Annotated in this window: 20 protein-coding genes; 9 read left to right on the forward strand and 11 right to left on the reverse strand. The window is 40.9% G+C overall.

The window, feature by feature from the left end; translation table 11 throughout:
* Window positions 1–146: 146 nt before the first annotated feature.
* From NCCP133_RS10165 to fabL, 3 genes are all read right to left on the reverse strand, one after another.
* A complete protein-coding gene (locus tag NCCP133_RS10165; protein ID WP_264804838.1) occupies window positions 147–398 on the reverse strand; it encodes a YgaB family protein in 252 nt (83 codons plus the stop codon).
* Window positions 399–853: 455 nt separating this feature from the next.
* Window positions 854–1054 carry a gamma-type small acid-soluble spore protein gene (locus NCCP133_RS10170; RefSeq protein WP_144542318.1) on the reverse strand — a complete coding sequence of 67 codons (201 nt, stop codon included), beginning with the start codon at window positions 1052–1054 and terminating at the stop codon, window positions 854–856.
* 87 nt (window positions 1055–1141) lie between these two features.
* Window positions 1142–1891, reverse strand: a complete 750-nt coding sequence (gene fabL, locus NCCP133_RS10175) for an enoyl-[acyl-carrier-protein] reductase FabL (protein ID WP_264804839.1) — start codon at window positions 1889–1891, stop codon at window positions 1142–1144.
* A gap of 170 nt (window positions 1892–2061) precedes the next feature.
* Between fabL and NCCP133_RS10180 the strand changes: the two genes are divergently transcribed.
* Complete coding sequence (locus NCCP133_RS10180; protein ID WP_264804841.1) at window positions 2062–2286, forward strand: hypothetical protein; 225 nt, start codon at window positions 2062–2064, stop codon at window positions 2284–2286.
* Window positions 2287–2322: 36 nt separating this feature from the next.
* On the opposite strand, the gene mutY is transcribed toward NCCP133_RS10180, so the two are convergent.
* Window positions 2323–3390, reverse strand: a complete 1068-nt coding sequence (mutY, locus tag NCCP133_RS10185) for an A/G-specific adenine glycosylase (protein WP_264805008.1) — start codon at window positions 3388–3390, stop codon at window positions 2323–2325.
* 78 nt (window positions 3391–3468) lie between these two features.
* Entirely contained in the window at window positions 3469–3780 is a 312-nt protein-coding gene (locus NCCP133_RS10190; protein ID WP_264804842.1) for a hypothetical protein, read from the reverse strand.
* A gap of 246 nt (window positions 3781–4026) precedes the next feature.
* Between NCCP133_RS10190 and NCCP133_RS10195 the strand changes: the two genes are divergently transcribed.
* Entirely contained in the window at window positions 4027–5007 is a 981-nt protein-coding gene (locus tag NCCP133_RS10195) for a metal-dependent hydrolase (RefSeq protein WP_264804844.1), read from the forward strand.
* A 75-nt stretch (window positions 5008–5082) separates the two neighbouring features.
* On the opposite strand, the gene NCCP133_RS10200 is transcribed toward NCCP133_RS10195, so the two are convergent.
* Window positions 5083–5352 carry a YfhJ family protein gene (locus tag NCCP133_RS10200; protein ID WP_264804845.1) on the reverse strand — a complete coding sequence of 90 codons (270 nt, stop codon included), beginning with the start codon at window positions 5350–5352 and terminating at the stop codon, window positions 5083–5085.
* Window positions 5353–5480: 128 nt separating this feature from the next.
* Here NCCP133_RS10200 and NCCP133_RS10205 point away from each other — a divergent pair, with 128 nt between their 5' ends.
* Together NCCP133_RS10205 and NCCP133_RS10210 are read left to right on the forward strand one after the other, a co-directional pair.
* A complete protein-coding gene (locus NCCP133_RS10205; RefSeq protein ID WP_264804846.1) occupies window positions 5481–5651 on the forward strand; it encodes a small, acid-soluble spore protein K in 171 nt (56 codons plus the stop codon).
* A gap of 20 nt (window positions 5652–5671) precedes the next feature.
* Window positions 5672–5830 carry a YpzG family protein gene (locus NCCP133_RS10210; protein WP_264804847.1) on the forward strand — a complete coding sequence of 53 codons (159 nt, stop codon included), beginning with the start codon at window positions 5672–5674 and terminating at the stop codon, window positions 5828–5830.
* Window positions 5831–5848: 18 nt separating this feature from the next.
* Here NCCP133_RS10210 and NCCP133_RS10215 read toward each other — a convergent pair whose 3' ends face one another.
* Window positions 5849–6184, reverse strand: coding sequence for a YfhH family protein (locus NCCP133_RS10215; RefSeq protein ID WP_264804848.1), 336 nt, complete (start codon window positions 6182–6184; stop codon window positions 5849–5851).
* 196 nt (window positions 6185–6380) lie between these two features.
* Here NCCP133_RS10215 and NCCP133_RS10220 point away from each other — a divergent pair, with 196 nt between their 5' ends.
* Window positions 6381–7058 carry an SDR family NAD(P)-dependent oxidoreductase gene (locus tag NCCP133_RS10220; protein WP_264804850.1) on the forward strand — a complete coding sequence of 226 codons (678 nt, stop codon included), beginning with the start codon at window positions 6381–6383 and terminating at the stop codon, window positions 7056–7058.
* A gap of 20 nt (window positions 7059–7078) precedes the next feature.
* Here NCCP133_RS10220 and recX read toward each other — a convergent pair whose 3' ends face one another.
* Window positions 7079–7894 carry a recombination regulator RecX gene (gene recX / locus NCCP133_RS10225; protein ID WP_264804851.1) on the reverse strand — a complete coding sequence of 272 codons (816 nt, stop codon included), beginning with the start codon at window positions 7892–7894 and terminating at the stop codon, window positions 7079–7081.
* A 181-nt stretch (window positions 7895–8075) separates the two neighbouring features.
* On the opposite strand from recX, the gene NCCP133_RS10230 reads away from it, so the two are divergent.
* The 3 genes from NCCP133_RS10230 to NCCP133_RS10240 all read left to right on the forward strand — a co-directional run bounded on the left by NCCP133_RS10230 (window position 8076) and on the right by NCCP133_RS10240 (window position 9635).
* Window positions 8076–8981 carry a TIGR01777 family oxidoreductase gene (locus NCCP133_RS10230; protein ID WP_264804852.1) on the forward strand — a complete coding sequence of 302 codons (906 nt, stop codon included), beginning with the start codon at window positions 8076–8078 and terminating at the stop codon, window positions 8979–8981.
* Between the two features lie 249 nt (window positions 8982–9230).
* Window positions 9231–9356 carry a YfhE family protein gene (locus NCCP133_RS10235; RefSeq protein WP_264804853.1) on the forward strand — a complete coding sequence of 42 codons (126 nt, stop codon included), beginning with the start codon at window positions 9231–9233 and terminating at the stop codon, window positions 9354–9356.
* Window positions 9357–9446: 90 nt separating this feature from the next.
* Entirely contained in the window at window positions 9447–9635 is a 189-nt protein-coding gene (locus NCCP133_RS10240; RefSeq protein ID WP_264804855.1) for a YfhD family protein, read from the forward strand.
* A gap of 76 nt (window positions 9636–9711) precedes the next feature.
* On the opposite strand, the gene NCCP133_RS10245 is transcribed toward NCCP133_RS10240, so the two are convergent.
* A complete protein-coding gene (locus NCCP133_RS10245) occupies window positions 9712–10218 on the reverse strand; it encodes a DoxX family protein (RefSeq protein WP_264804856.1) in 507 nt (168 codons plus the stop codon).
* Between the two features lie 822 nt (window positions 10219–11040).
* On the opposite strand from NCCP133_RS10245, the gene NCCP133_RS10250 reads away from it, so the two are divergent.
* Complete coding sequence (locus NCCP133_RS10250) at window positions 11041–12102, forward strand: M20 family metallopeptidase (RefSeq protein WP_264804857.1); 1062 nt, start codon at window positions 11041–11043, stop codon at window positions 12100–12102.
* A 94-nt stretch (window positions 12103–12196) separates the two neighbouring features.
* On the opposite strand, the gene NCCP133_RS10255 is transcribed toward NCCP133_RS10250, so the two are convergent.
* Together NCCP133_RS10255 and NCCP133_RS10260 are read right to left on the reverse strand one after the other, a co-directional pair.
* A complete protein-coding gene (locus tag NCCP133_RS10255) occupies window positions 12197–14026 on the reverse strand; it encodes an ABC transporter ATP-binding protein (protein ID WP_264804858.1) in 1830 nt (609 codons plus the stop codon).
* Window positions 14019–15749, reverse strand: a complete 1731-nt coding sequence (locus NCCP133_RS10260) for an ABC transporter ATP-binding protein (protein ID WP_264804859.1) — start codon at window positions 15747–15749, stop codon at window positions 14019–14021. The genes NCCP133_RS10255 and NCCP133_RS10260 overlap by 8 nt, the downstream gene beginning before the upstream one ends.
* Window positions 15750–15961 lie beyond the last annotated feature (212 nt).

Consider the following 15961-nt stretch of genomic DNA (forward strand, 5'->3'; position numbering starts at 1 on the left):
GCAACAAAGTACGATTCCTGTTTTCTACTATTATAACGGTAAAAGGAAATTTTTAAAACAAAAGAGCCATTGAAATGTATCAACGGCTGCCCCAAAAGGATATACTAGCTGAACTTGTAAGAGAATGATTGTTTTGATAATGATCATTAAACGGTTACATTTACCTCCTGATATGAACGGATCACCTCTTCTGTCTGCTCTTCAAATACATGGTGGATTTCTTTCAGTTCAGCTTTCATCCTAGCAATTTCGTACTGCACACTTTCCAGTTCCGTCTCCTGCTGGATTGCTTTAAGTTCTTCCTCAATTTCCTGGCAGCGTTCTAATTCACTTTGCAAATACAAAAGCTTTTCCATCGTTTTCATTTGGTCTGATACCAGACTGTTAAAGTTTTTCATGATCGATTCACCGTCCCTTTGATATTCTAGTATGTATAATTCGCTGTTCCTCCCTTCAACCCTTTGACTACTTCTGTTGACTTAATGGAAGTTTTGTCGATTAGTATGTTAAGTTTGAACCAGCCACTTTATAATTTTTCCAACATGACTAATTGAGAAAGGAATAAGCTTGATGAAATTGTATTGGTTCGCTATATTTTTCCTGTTTCTCCTATGGATTACAGCCTCAAATATTTACCTTGAACCTGTATGGTGGTCTATTTTATCGCCTGACCGCTCCACACATACTTCTTTATTCGAACAAATTTCTTTCGTTAAAGTTATTTTATTCTGGATTGTTTTTTTGACCTTAAAATATGCTCTTCAAAAAATGAACAAATCTGTTTAGAAAGCAAAAAAGAAACCGCCTATCCCAATCGAAGGCGGTTTCTTCTTTAAGTATGGTGCTAATTTAATTAGCGGCTTTGACGGCCGGCGTTTTGACCCTTTTTAGCTTCAGCTTGCTGGTTTTGCTGTCTTACTTCTGCAGCATTCGTTTCGCTGGCAAATTCTGTACCGAATTGTCCTTGTCCAGCTTGGCCAGCTGATTGAGCGTTTTGCTGTCTTACTTCTTGAACGTTAGTTCCAGCTTGAGTTTGGTTTGGTTGTTTAGCCATTGTAATCACCTCCACGCTCATTAATGTATCCCCGAGAGGAGCAAACTATCCAACTTTTTTGAAATCCAAAAATACCCAGTAAATAAACTAGACGAGTAGTGAGATTCCTCCGTCCACAATGATGGTTTGTCCGCGGATCATGCTTGACTCTTCACCTAATAAGAACATGACAGTATTGACCATATCTTCAATTTCCACCATACGTCCAGCAGGGGTCTTCGTCTTGGCTTCTTCCAAAAGCTCAGCACGGTTCGGGAAATGCTTCAGTGCTTCTGTATCAACCGCACCTCCCGAAACAGCGTTTACGACAATGTTTTTTGGAGCCAATTCAATAGCCAAATAGCGTGTGAGAGCTTCCAAAGCTGCTTTGGAAACACCAACAGTTGTATAGTTTTCCAAATAGCGGATTGAACCCAAGGAGCTGATGCTTACAATTTTTCCTCCCCCATTTTTCTCCATGAGCTTTGCTGCTTCCTGCGCACAGAAAAGCAAGGCTTTGCTGTTAATATTCATGGTCCAATCCCAGTGTGATTCTTCCAGCTCCATCGCCGGACGCAGTACACCAGAAGCCGCATTATTTACAAATACGTCTATCCTTCCAAATTCACGGTCAATTTCCTGAAAAAGCCCTTTTATTTTTTCTACATTCCCAACATTAGCCTTTACAACCAGCACCTTTCTGCCCAGTGCCTCAATTTCGGCTGCTGTCTCATTGGCAGCGGCCTTGCTGCGTGCATAGTTGATGACAATATCATAGCCTTCCTTTGCCAGCCTGATGGCTGTAGCTTTACCAATTCCTCTGCTGCTTCCTGTAATAAGTGCTACTTTTTGTGTCATATTTCATTTCCTTTCTCAATATGTATTCCTAACCTGTTTAGATATTGATATCCCGGAATCAAGATAAAAAAATCCCTTACACGTTTTTCATTTTAGCTTTTTCCATGTATAGATGGCAATTCAGATTATAACACTATCAGTAATTAATTGTGATGAAAGGAAGATTGCGTATGTTTGTCGGCCGTGATATGACTGAACTTTCCATGATGCCAAAAAATGACTGGAAGGACAGTGAACTCGCATTTTATCATCATTCTTTCCAGCAGATTATGCCTTATTTAAATGCCGAAGGGCAAACCATTCACAGGGAAATTATTGAAGAAATTGAAAATAGAGGCGGTTTAAAGCGTCAGGAAGCTGACTATACCCACGGAACCCGTGTTAGCTACGATTAAATATTTTTTTGGGGGGGCATCATGCAGCCCCCTTTTTTATTTTTCACTTTCCAAATATTGTTTGAACATTTTTTGATGGGAAACTGGAAAAGGATAAACTTCCATTTCATCCATGCTGACTAATTTTAGATCTGCCTTTTCCTTATTTAATGATTTAACTCTTCCTTTGTAAACATTAATGTTCCAAGTTAAATGCGAAAAAACATGCTCAATCTGCCCTGTCATTTCATCTATCTCAGCTTGTGCACCATATTGTGTGTGAAATGCACCCTTCATCTGCTCTTTTTCATTTATATAAGCCAGATTAATTTCTACCATAGGAAACTCCCATAGATTTGCAAGCAGGCCTTTTTCTGGCCTTTTATGAATAAGGATTCTTCCCTGGTCATCGGCAAGGACAGCTGCTGCCAGCTGCACATTTCGCTGTTTCTTTGTTTTCGTTTTTATGGGAAGTTCGTGCTGTGTCCCCTCATGTAATGCCGTACAATGCTCTCGGACGGGACATAATAAGCAGGATGGCGAAGTCGGAGTACAAATTAAAGCGCCTAGCTCCATCAGCGCCTGATTGAAATGGGATGGATGTTCGTGTGAGATCAGCTTTCTTACAGCAGCTTCAAAAATTTTTCTTGATGAAGGCTTTGCAATATCATCCCAAATGGAGAGGATACGGGAAAGGACACGCATCACATTGCCATCTACCGCCGGTTCAGGAATACCGTAGGCAATGCTTAAAATCGCTCCTGCCGTATAGGGCCCTACCCCTTTTAATGATGAAATTTCTTTTGGGCTGCTTGGAACTTTCCCGCCATATTTTTCATGGACCTCCCGGACAGCTGCCTGCAGGTTCCTTGCCCTGGAATAATAGCCTAAGCCTTCCCAGGCCTTTAATACCTTCTCTTCATCAGCTTCAGAAAGAGCTTTTATTGTCGGGAACTGCTTAATAAAGCGATGAAAATAAGGAATAACGGTATCCACTCGTGTTTGCTGAAGCATGATTTCCGAAACCCAAACCTTGTAAGGATCCTGGTCTTTTCTCCAGGGAAGGTCCCTTTGCTCGGCTTCAAACCAGCTGAGCAAAGCATCCTGAAACATATTTATATCCATTGACTCAATCGTATTTTGACTTACATTTTTCAATTTTTGCTCCTCCTGATGTTAAACTATCGGAAATATGGGAATATATTAGTACAGTTGCTTTTTTAAAGCCCAGCAATCCATTTTAGCCAATCCACCGGATATAATGGGATCCAAGCTGCCAAATACATTGTGCTTTGCAGATTTGCGAAGTTTTTTCAGCGCAAAATAATGGGACTCTGTTGGGACATTAAAAGATTCTATAATCTTATAAGATCCAGCAGCATATTGGGAAACCTTGATATCTGCTGCATCATAGGAAGGCAGCATTTCAATAATCTTATCCATTACAGCCTGATACTGAGAAAGTGAACAGCCTTTGACTTCATATTGCACAATCATTTGAACATTTTGTTTCATTACCTAAGCAACTCCTTTAAAGGTACCCATAATTAGCTGTTATGACAAGAAATTTGTTGATACACTTAAGAAAAGCGCAAGGCGCCTTGCCCACCCCCGACAAGCACAAGACGAGCCTCACGGAAAGGCGTTTTTTAGCAGGATTGGCTTGTGACCTCAAGGCTTGCGCTAGAAGTTATCGACGTTCAAAGTTATAACTCTTTATGTCTTTTTATAATAACCCTGAAGGAAGGAGGTCCTGTCCGCTTGGATACTGGTACACATGTAGTAATGGGATTGGCGATTGGCGGGATAGCCACTCTTGACCCAGTTGTAGCGCAGAGCTCTGCTACGGCAACAAGCGTGATGATTGGAGCAGTCGTCGGTTCACAGATACCTGATATTGATACTGTTTTAAAACTTAGGAATAATGCAGTTTATATACGCAACCACAGGGGGATTACCCATTCCATTCCGGCTGTTCTGCTATGGCCGCTTTTCATATTGGCTGTCATTTATCCCTTTTTTCCGGAAGCCAATTTGCTACACCTTTGGATTTGGACATTTCTGGCTGTTTTCCTGCATGTTTTTGTCGACATATTTAACGCCTACGGAACCCAGGCTCTCCGTCCTTTTTCGTCGAAATGGGTCGCATTAGGAATCATTAACACGTTTGACCCTTTTATCTTTGGGATTCATGTCGTGGGATTATTTATCTGGGCATTTGGCGCCCATCCTGGGTATACATTTTTAATGATCTATTGCATCATTGTCATGTACTATCTGATCCGCTTCCAAGCCCAGAGGAGTGTCCTGAATGCTGTAAAGACTATAGTTCCGGACGCCACTGAAATCATTATTGCCCCAACTATGAGGTTTAACCATTGGCGAGTTGCGGTTATGAGCAAGCATCAGTTTTTCGTAGGCCGTGCTGTTAAGAATCATGTTCGGATTCTGGATCAATTTAACCGTGTTCCTGTACCCGAAACCCCTGTACTTGAAGCAGCCAAAAAAGATAAAAATCTCTCGGCCTTTCTGTCTTTTTCACCGGTTTACCGGTGGGAAGTGGATGAATATGATGATTATTATGAAGTGCGCTTCATCGATCTCCGCTATCGGAGCAATGGACATTATCCATTTGTCGCTGTTGTCCAGCTTGACCGGGATTTAACCATTCAGTCTTCTTATACCGGCTGGATTTTCAGTGAAGAAAAACTCCGAAAAAAACTGGATATTCTTCCCGGTTAACCGGTTAATCAGATAGTGATTTATTCTAGCTAGTATAAAGCCGAAAACAGGCTGCCCTCGAAAGGCAGCCTGTTTTTAATGTAGTTTATTTTTATCCTGCTCAAGCAAATGCTTATATTTAGGATTGTTAGCCACAAATTCATGGAGTCTGCTGCCATAATTATCTACCCATTGCCTTACGATCCGCTCTGTCATTTCACTGCCTTTATATTCTCTGCCTGCTTTGGCATAAGTAGCTTCAAAGTCCTCCCAAAGAAGCTCTATCCAGGTTTGGGCCTGGCTAGCCGACAGCTTATCATTCTTTTCCAATAAAAGCACATAAAGCTTTTGCTGGTATTCATTCATAATTATCACCCCATTACCATTTATTAAATTCCTGTTTCCTTCATACCCTGCGGAAAAAAACAAATAATAGTATTACGTGATTGGCCTTTATGCCGGTCACGCTCTTATTCCGGATTAGGAGGCTGCTTATGCGCAATAAAGCGAGAAATTTCCCAAATCAAAATAACAATAAATTGGAGGGTGAGCCTAGGGCTAAAGCTGAATATGCTTCACGCCGGGCAGATGGCACGATCAATACACACCCTCAGGAACGAATGAGAGCTTCATCAAACCGCACAAGTGATACACCAGAATTTTAACTAATCGAGGAGGCTTGGTTATGGGAAACAGCAAAAAATTCTTTGGAGACAATCCGTATTCCAGTCCGTTTACTTCTCCGCACTTTCGGCCTAAAAAAGCCCATTCGCAAGTAAACGGAGAAACCCAGCAAACTCAAGACCTCATCATTTTAGAAAGACAAACCAGAAAGAGATCATAATTTTTTGGAAGAGGATGTCTATTCATCCTCTTTCTTTTCTATTTGTTTTAGTATAGAAATCGGCAATGCTTCTTCCCCTTTTGTTCCATTTAAACGAAAGCCCCAAGCAAAAACTCCATTCATATATTCAATCTTAAAGTATGTTCCAGGATCACCTTCAATTTGATAGATTTCTCCTGGTTTAAAATCATCCGGATTGAGCAGGTAGGCTTTCGCCATTATGGCTTTTCGCTCGAGTACAGCGTACTCATTTACCATACCCATCTGCTCTGCTTTCCTGGCTTTTTCGTTTAACGCGGCAATCTCCTGCTGAAGTTCATATGTAGTCATGGTGCTGTATCTTTTTTCCTGCATTTTGAATCCCTCATACTTTCATTAGATAATTGCTCTTTATTTTGGCTAGTCTAAGTTATAGGACATCTGTGTTTTAAAACTAATTACATAGCTAAGTATATGGGAAAATGCTTACTTAGAAAAGACTCGTGCAAAGTAAAAAAATACGGAGTTTGCTAAAATGGTACTTATAGTTCTCAAAAAGGAGAGATAACATATGAAATCCCTCATTATAACCGGTGCAGGATCCGGATTAGGGAAGGCACTGGCCTTATTGTACGCAAAACAAGGCTTTCATATCATTCTAATAGGACGGACTCTGGACAAATTAAAAAGGGTTGAAAAGGAAATACGCGAAAATGGCGGAAGCGCTCAATCTTTTTCAGTTGATGTTACTAAACCAGATGAGATCCGCCCATTCATACAAGATGCAGCTGAAAACTTTTCTCTATTCGGATTGATAAACAATGCAGGAGTTGGTCATTTCGGTCCATTCGAAGGTCTAACACAGCAAGAAATACATGAGATGCTCGATACAAATGTGTTAGGCTCCATTTATATGTCCCAGGCTGTATTGCCTTATTTAAAAGACCAAAACGAAGGCTTGCTAATGAATATCATTTCTACTGCAGGTTTAAAAGGAAAAGTAAATGAATCTGTTTACGTTGCAAGCAAATTTGCGGTGAGAGGCTTTACAGAAAGCCTTCAGAAAGAACTCGAAGATACAAATATTGAGGTTAAAGCAGTCTATATGGGCGGCATGGACACGCCCTTTTGGGATGAAAGCGACCATATCAAGGACAAATCAAGGCTGCGCTCCCCGGAAGCAGTGGCAGAAATAATTTTGAACAGCATGGATGAAGATACAATTGTAATACAATCTAAAGGCAAATAACACATGGTTTTCGCCATGTGTTATTTATATAGATTACCTTCTTCGTTTAGGTATTGCTCAATTAGATCAAAGGAAAAGCCTTTTCGGAAAAGAGTTTGTTTCATTTTTTGTTTATATTCAAATTCAGGGAGCCTAGCATATTTTTTCTTTGCTTTCTCTGCTTGGAACTTTAAGGCTGCAAGCTCTTCATCCTCTTCCTTTTCAACTTCTGTTTTAGAAATAGCTTCTTGAATAATTTCGAATTTAAACCCTTTACGCATCAGCATTTGTTCCAGTTTTTGCTTGAGTATCTTCGATGAATCACGGGAGAGTTTTTGGGCCTGCTTTTCACATAGCCTTTTTGCTGTTTCAAGTTCAGCTTCCCAAGAATACTCCTCCAATGCTTCTTCAATTGATTTAGGGGAAATACCTTTCTGTTTGAGTTCAGTACGGATTAATCCTTTCCCTTTATCTGATGTATTCATTTGGGTACGCACGAAAGCTTTTGCATACTCTTCATCGTTTAAAAATTGATACGTATATAATTTGTGAACTACTTCCTGAATGACGGGTTCGTCAACTTCTTTTTCTGCTAAATGTTTGCGGACTTCGGTTTCTGAACGCATTCTTCGGGATAAATACTGAATAGCCGTATTATATGCTTTTCGGATATCATCCTGGTAGCCAATTTGACTTAGTGCGAATTTATCAAGTTCCAGCCCTTTTTTCAGCTGGTGTTTAATTAATACATCTTCATCGACACTAAATGCATATTCTTCACCTTTGCCAAAATCCATATATATACTGTAGCGGTCTTTATTCTTTTTCTGGACAGTAATTTTCGTAACGATTGGCATTTTCTCCACCTCTTTTTATAAATGTAACACATCTAAAAAAGGTTTTTGAAAAAAACATCGTAAAATATCAGAAAAGAGAAAAGCGAGGTTCCAGCACGTTCCATTCAATTAGCGAACCTTATTTACAGCCATTTTTGATAAATGCTTTTATAAGTATTGCCACTTGAAAGGGGAATTTCCCATGAGAATAGCCATAGCAGGCGGCACCGGTTTTGTTGGAAGCGCCTTGTCGGAACATTTATTAATAAATGGTCATGAACTATTTATTTTAACGAGAAATGCAGCCAATAAACATAATTCTAAAAAGCTTCAATATGTACAATGGATGAACAAAGAAGATTCGCCAGAGGATGAGCTTGAAGGAATTGATGTGTTTATAAACCTGGCTGGCGAATCCATTAACAGCGGGCGATGGACAGGAGTGCGTAAAAAGCGAATTTTAGAGAGCCGTCTATCGGCTACAAAAGAAGTTGTCCGCATCATTAGCCGGCTTGAGGAAAAACCCTATACACTAGTCAATGCCAGCGCAGTCGGATATTATGGAACATCAGAAAACAGCCTATTTACAGAAGCCAGTAAAAAACCTGGCACTGATTTTCTCGCAGAGACAGTAAGGCGTTGGGAAATGGAAGCCTCTAAAGCAGAAGAATGGGAAGTCCGCACTGTTCTCTGCCGATTTGGGATCATTTTGGATAAAAATGAAGGCGCCCTTCCACGAATGGCGCTGCCTTATAAGTTATTTGCAGGGGGAACAGTCGGAACAGGCAGACAATGGGTTTCCTGGATCCATTTAAACGATGTTATTAAGGGAATCGACTTTTGCATTGAACAAGATCAGCTGCAAGGCTCAGTAAACTTTTCCTCCCCCAATCCTGTGACGATGAGACAGTTTGGCCAAATACTTGGGGAGGTACTTAATCGCCCCCATTGGATTCCAGCTCCGGGCTTTGCATTAAAACTGGTCCTTGGTGAAATGAGCTCCCTTGTACTGGAAGGGCAAAAAGTGGTGCCTGAAAAGCTCCAAGCTTTCGGATATGATTTTTTATTTAAAGATTTAAGAGTAGCTCTCCGGGACATTTACTCTTGATTGCATCGCGGACGATATTAAAGCGATAGAGAAGTAAACATTGTTAATCATCCTGGTTAACAACCAAATTGGACCGCAAAGTGTTGATATCGTCGTTAAGCATCCGGATTAATGCAAATTAATCTCATGAAGATTGACAACAGCATTAATCTTTCAAATGAAAGAAATTTGCACTAAAATTTAGTATCATTTTTTAAAATAAGGGGAAAATAAGGGAAGTGAACTTTATTTCGGAAGGGATGATCCTTAGTGGACAAAAAGAAAAAAGACAAATCAAAGAGTACATTATCCAGCATGCAGGAAGTAATTTATTCAAGAGAATTTAAAAGAGCGGATAAAGCCGGCGGATTTGCCGGAAGGCAGCCAAAACATTAATTACCATTTATACAGCCCTTAAAATGGCACAAGATAAAAGTACGGAAGCAATCAGTTTCCGTACTTTTATTCTTGAAAGGGGTTTTCATAATGGGCCGTGCACATGGACATAAAACTCGTGACAGAAATAAGGGATCACTTCCACAAGTACCTAAAAAACTGAAATCAGACGGCTTAGACGTGGAGTTCGACCGCGATCTTGCCGACCATGATGACCTCGAGGCAATGGCACGCTCCAAGGCGGCAGACCAGCGTGCAAGAAACAGACAAAAACGCTAAGCTGTCCCATGGTAATATCTCTTTTCAGCTCTAAAAAAGAAGCAGGGAACCAAATCCCTGCTTCTTCTCATTGAATTCAGTGATTATGTGCTACTCTTTTTCCGATTCCGTGCCCTCCCTTTTTCATCCAGGTCTTGACATAAGGGATTGCAAATCTATCAACACCCCAGAAATACGCACCGCTTCCGGTAAAGAGAAGGATGATTGCTGCAGTATATAATACTGGATTTGTGCTTGTAGTTCCTGCCATTAAGAAGTTAAGGTTCATAAATGCTCCTGCGATTAAAGCCGGGATGGTTGCAGCACCAAGGATAAGTCCAATACCAACAAGAACTTCGCCCCATGCGACTAAAAAGCTGAATAATTCTGCATTAGGGACTGCTGCTCTTTCAAGGAATCCTGCATACCAGGCCTGAACTGCCGGATGATCGCCGCCTGCTTTTGCAATGGCCCCCTGCATAAATCCGCCTGCATCAAATCCATCTGCTATTTTATGCCATCCTGCTTCAAACCACTGTATTCCAAGCCAAATTCTTAATATCGTCCACGCTGCTGCCGCTTGCGGAGTTTTCCACCATCTCATGATCATCATCTCCATATTTAATATTGTGAAATTATTCACATGATTTGAAAAAAATTTTTAACCCATATAGGGTTTTTAAAAGCCGGCCAGCTCTTTGGAAGAAAGGATGCTATGGTGATCATTTTGTGAAATGTTTCACTATCTTTCTTCACTTTTAATATACTCCTTCTAACGCCATTCTGCAATGCACTTCACCAACTCTTCACAAATATTGGGCTAAGTTTGATCAAGTTGTGAACAGTTATTTATCCACAAGGGTGTGAATAATGTTAATAAGTCAAATGAACTGCTTTTACCAGTGAATTTATATATCTCTATGGATATTAATAACATTCCGTGTACAGTTCTAATGGATTATGTGGATAATGTTGATAAGTTTGTGGATCACTTTTAAATCAAGATTTAATTTGTTGATAAATACGTGAATAAGTAAACAGCCTGATTATCTTACCTTTTTGTCCAGTTACTAGAAAAGGGGCATTTATCCAGATGGAAAAACCATTTATTTTATGGTAGATAAAAGATTTGGGAAAGCTGGCAGTGAATATCATTTACACAGAATGAATATTGACGGTAGAAATGTTGAGGAAATAATGCTGCCTGTAAAATAGCTTGAGAGATTAAGGAACCGAACTTTAGTTCCTTTTTTAGTATCAAAATTTATGTCTTAGAATTTAGATAACTATCGCCTTGAAGGGAATGAAAGGCCTTCTTCTAAAAGAAATTTTTAAAAGTACGATTTCTTCTGCCCAAAGCCGGGAATAGAAATAATATGTTTGTAAAACGTATGCAGATACAACCAAAAGGAGGACCTTTTATAATATGCTTGAGAATGTATTGAAGGATCTCATTTCAATTAACAGCTCTGCCAAGGAAGGGGCAAACCGGGCAATCGAATATTGCCACCAGTGGCTGTCAGGCCATAACCTTCCTTCTGAATTGATTGAGAACAACGGATATAAAATGGCTGTCTGTGAAATTGGAAGCGGTGATCAAACCGTCATCTTTAATGGCCATGTCGATGTTGTATCAGGAAAGGAAGAGCAATTTATTCCTGTGGAAGTTAGAGATAAAATTTATGGCCGCGGCGCAGCAGATATGAAAGCAGGTGTTGCTGCGATGATGTGCGCGGTTAAAGAGCTTCACAATAAACCAATAGGCGTGAAAATACAGCTCCAAATTGTATCAGATGAAGAAATTGGCGGGTTTAATTGTTCCGGCTATCTTGCAGAGCAGGGGTATCGCGGTGATTTTATCATTTGTTCCGAGCCGACACAACTAGGGATCGCGCTGGAAGCAAAAGGCGTTATTAGGCTGGATATTGAAATTGAAGGTGATCCCGCTCATGGAAGCCGTCCTTGGGAGGGAATCAATGCTATAGAGAAGGCTTTTGAAGTTCATCAAAAACTGCTGAAATTGCCTTTTACAAATGAATCGTCCGACTTCTATCCATACCCATCTATTAATCTTGCTAAAATACATGGCGGGGATGTATATAATAAAGTTCCAGAAAAATGTGTGATGTCCTATGATATCCGCTACTTGCCTACACAGAATCATGAAGATGTCATCAAACAAATTGAAGACATTACAGATGGCGAAGTAATCATCAATATGTTCAGCAAACCCCTTGTTACCGAAAGGGATAACCCCTTCATCTTAATGCTCGAACCGATCGTTGAAAAACATACGGAAGATAAAGCAGTGTTCTTTGGGCAGCACGGTTCTGCGGATACGGTCTTTTTCGCCAATTATGGAATACCAGCTATCGAGTTTGGCCCATCCGGCTTAAACTGGCACGGTGATAAAGAATATGTTCTTCCGCATTCAGTTCATTTATATGAAAAAATGCTTATTGACTTCGCTATGAGGTTTTCGAATTAAAGGGATCCTCTTAAAGCTTAATAGATAGATTAAAGGCGGGTTGAAATTGCTCAAGCCCGCCTTCTCAGGATGCCTGCAGCAGGTGATCCTAATCTCATGCATGTGCACCAACAGCAGCTTTACCATGCAGCTGATCGTAAACGCCCTCCTGCTTGAGAAGCGATTCATGCGTACCTTCTTCAATAATCCGCCCCTCTTCAAGTACAAAAATCTTATCTGCACTTTGAATCGTATTTAGGCGATGAGCTATGACGAAGCTGGTCCGGCCCTTCATCAGTTCATGCAGGGCATCCTGGATTTTCAGCTCTGTCACAGTATCAATGCTACTTGTCGCCTCATCCAAAATTAAAATGCTGGGATTAGCAAGGAACGCCCGCGCAATGGATAACAGCTGCTTTTGCCCCTGGCTGATACTGCTTCCGTCCTGGCTTAAGACGGTTTCGTATTGCTGGGGGAGCTTCATGATAAAAGAATGGGCGTTTGCGAGCTTTGCTGCTTTCACCACTTCTTCATCTGACGCCTCCAGCCTTCCATAGCGGATATTTTCACAGACCGTACCCTTGAATAAAAAGGAGTCCTGCAAGACAAAGCCCATATTCTTCCGCAGACTTTCTTTTTTCACAAGGGAGATATCCTGGCCGTCTATTAAAATGCTTCCTGTGTCCAGCTCGTAAAAACGCGAAAGTAAATTAATCAAAGTCGTTTTCCCTGCACCAGTCGGTCCTACGAAGGCAGCCGTCTGTCCCGCTTCCACATGGAGGCTAACATTCCTAATTGTATTGCCATCCTCTTCATATGAAAATGAAACATTGCTGAACTCGACTTCCCCTCTAATGCGAGAAAGCTCCTTAAGATCCTTTTCATTCTTAAACTCTTCCTCTTCATCCATTATGTCAAATACCCGCTCAGCACCTGCAATCGCAGACAGCAGCGTGTTAAATTGATTTGCCAGATCATTCAGCGGACGGGTAAATTGACGGGAATACTCGGTAAATATAACAATGACACCAATCGAGATCATTCCGTTTAGAGCAAAAATGCCCCCTATACCTGCAATAATGGCAAAGCTCAGGTTATTCAGTACATTCATCAGCTTCGGAATAAACCCTGAAAAGGTCTGTGCCCAAAATCCTGCCCTTCTAAGCTTTTCCCCTTTTTCATGAAAATCGGCAATAACTTTCTTCTCCTGTGAAAAGGTTTTGATGATTCGTTGTCCTGATATCGTTTCTTCAATAAAACCATTCAGTTCACCCAGATTTTTCTGCTGCTCCTTAAATAGTTTTCGTGTCCTTTTTGTAATCCATTTCATGCCCAGAAACATTAATGGAACAATAATGAGCGTGATCATCGTCAACAGCGGACTTAGCCACAGCATCACAGAAATCGTGCCAATTAGAGTAAGCAAACTGGAGAACACCTGGATAACTGAGCTATTCAAGGTGGAGCTGACGTTCTCAATATCATTGGTAACCCTGCTCATTAATTCTCCTTGCTGTCGTTTATCAAAGAAAGGAATCGGCAGCTTATGCAATTGCCTGAAAAGCTTAGCTCTCATTGTAAAAACAGTCTCCTGGGCAATGCCGATCATCCAATAGTTCTGGAACCAGAGCGAAAGCGAATGAAACACATAGATCACTGCCAGCCATGCCAGCAAGGTGATAAAACCATCGCTACTTTGCGTGACAATATAATCATCTATGGCCATCCCAACTAAAAATGGGCCCAGCAAAGCCAATGCGGAACTGATGAGTACCATGAAAAGAACCAGGACCAGCAGGCTAATATTATAGGAAAGAAAGGTCCAAATCCGCTTTAAAGTTGCACCCATATCTTTTGATTTGGCCTTTTTCCCCGGTGAAACCTTTTCATCGAGCTGGAGAGGGATTTTTTTATATTGGAAAGGTCTTTTCAGCTGTTTAAGCATAGTTTCTATGCTCCTCTTCTGATTGGGATTGGAAAATTCGTTTGTATAATTCTGATGTTTTGAGCAGGCTATCATGATCGCCTTCAGCAAGCAGCTTTCCATCCTCCAGCAGCAAAATCCGGTCCGCTTCCATTGCGGTCCTAATTTTCTGCGTGATAATCAAGTTTGTGCAAGTATACTCCCTTAAAGCGCCAAGCAGCTTTGCTTCTGTTTTCATATCCAATGCGCTTGTACTGTCATCCAGCAGCAAAATCTTCGGCATTCTGACAAGAGCCCGCGCAATCGACAATCGTTGTTTTTGCCCGCCGGATAGATTAACACCCTTTTGTCCCACTCTTGTATCATATTGCTGAGGAAGCTTCATAATGGTTTCGTGAATTTGAGCATTCACGGCAGCTGCAGTCATTTCCTCCATGGCGGCACCTTCCTTGCCCCATGATATGTTTTCTTTCACACTTCCTGTAAAAAGCAAGGCTTCCTGCGGCACGAAGCCGACCTTCCTGCGGAGGTTCTCCATTTTCATCTCACGAACATCATGCCCATCAATTTTAACTTCTCCCCCAGTTACATCATAAAGTCGGGGAATGAGCTGGAATAAAGAGGTCTTGCCCGCTCCCGTGGCACCAAGGATGGCAACCGTTTCACCCGGATTAATAATAAAGCTGATATTTTCGAGAACTTTTTCAGACATTTCCGGATATTGAAATGAGACATTTGCGAATTCAATTTTCCCTGCATTCACTGTTAAATCTTTTCGAGAGTCGGAAAGATCCGCTAAATCAACGTCTGTTTCCAATATCTCAGTGACACGATTTGCAGAAGCACTGGCTCTCGAAAAGGCCATAATAATCCAGGAAAAGATCGAAAAAGCAGCCGTTATCCTGGTCGCATAGTTGATAATTGCGACCACTTCTCCCACCTTCACATCCCCTGTATTGACCTGGATGCTCCCAAACCATAGTACACCCAGAATGGAAAGGTTCATAATCAGCAGCAGCACCGGCATGGTTACTTCCATAAGCCGCAATGCTTTGACTGTTCCATCTCTAAGATCCTCATTGGTTCCTGTAAACCGTTTCACCTCATGGTTTCTGCGGACAAAGGCTTTTATTAAACGCATGCCTGACAAATTTTCCTGCATAACACTATTTACAGCATCCAGTTTTTCCTGAACCACTTTAAACTTTGCTCCCCCTTTGCCCATCACCCAAAACAGGAAAAGAAACAGAAAAGGTGCCACTGCAGATAAAATAAGCGCCAGTTTTGTGTTCACAACAAATGCCATCCCAAGGCCGCCGATAATTAAAAGAGGCGCTCTCATCATAATTCTAAGACTCATGAAGACTGTATTTTGCAGTTGTGTAATATCATTGGTCATCCTTGTAATTAGAGAAGAAGTCGGAAAACGATTAAAATTGGCAAAAGAGAAGGATTGCACTTTTTCATATAAGCTTTTTCTAACATCAAAACCGAAGCTTTGGCTAACATGGGCAGCATAGAAAGAATTGATTACGCCTGCAGCAAAAGCGGCAAAAGAAGCTCCGGCCATTAGTCCTCCCCATTTCATAACCTCCTGAAGGTCATTTTTCATAATACCGTTATCTATGATCTTTGCCATTAACAATGGCTGAATAAGCTCAACTACGAGCTCTGTCAGCATTAACAATAGAGCAACCGCTGCCGCGATCCGGTACGGCTTTATGTATGATAAAATCCTCACCATCCGTAGTCCCCCTAGCTGTAATTGTAAATTATAATATATGTATAAACAGGCACGAGAAATCCTTCGGTAAACTAAATATTGTAATGCTATATATATAATATCCCTTTTTACAAAATTTTTAAATAATTTTCCTGTAAAAAATTAGAAATGGGCAGTCTCCCTTATACTTCTGTGTGAAGATGCCAAAGTTAAACAGTCTATAAAAACAGAAA

It is taken from the genome of Cytobacillus sp. NCCP-133 (assembly GCF_026011715.1).
In the GTDB taxonomy this organism is placed as follows: domain Bacteria; phylum Bacillota; class Bacilli; order Bacillales; family Cytobacillaceae; genus Cytobacillus.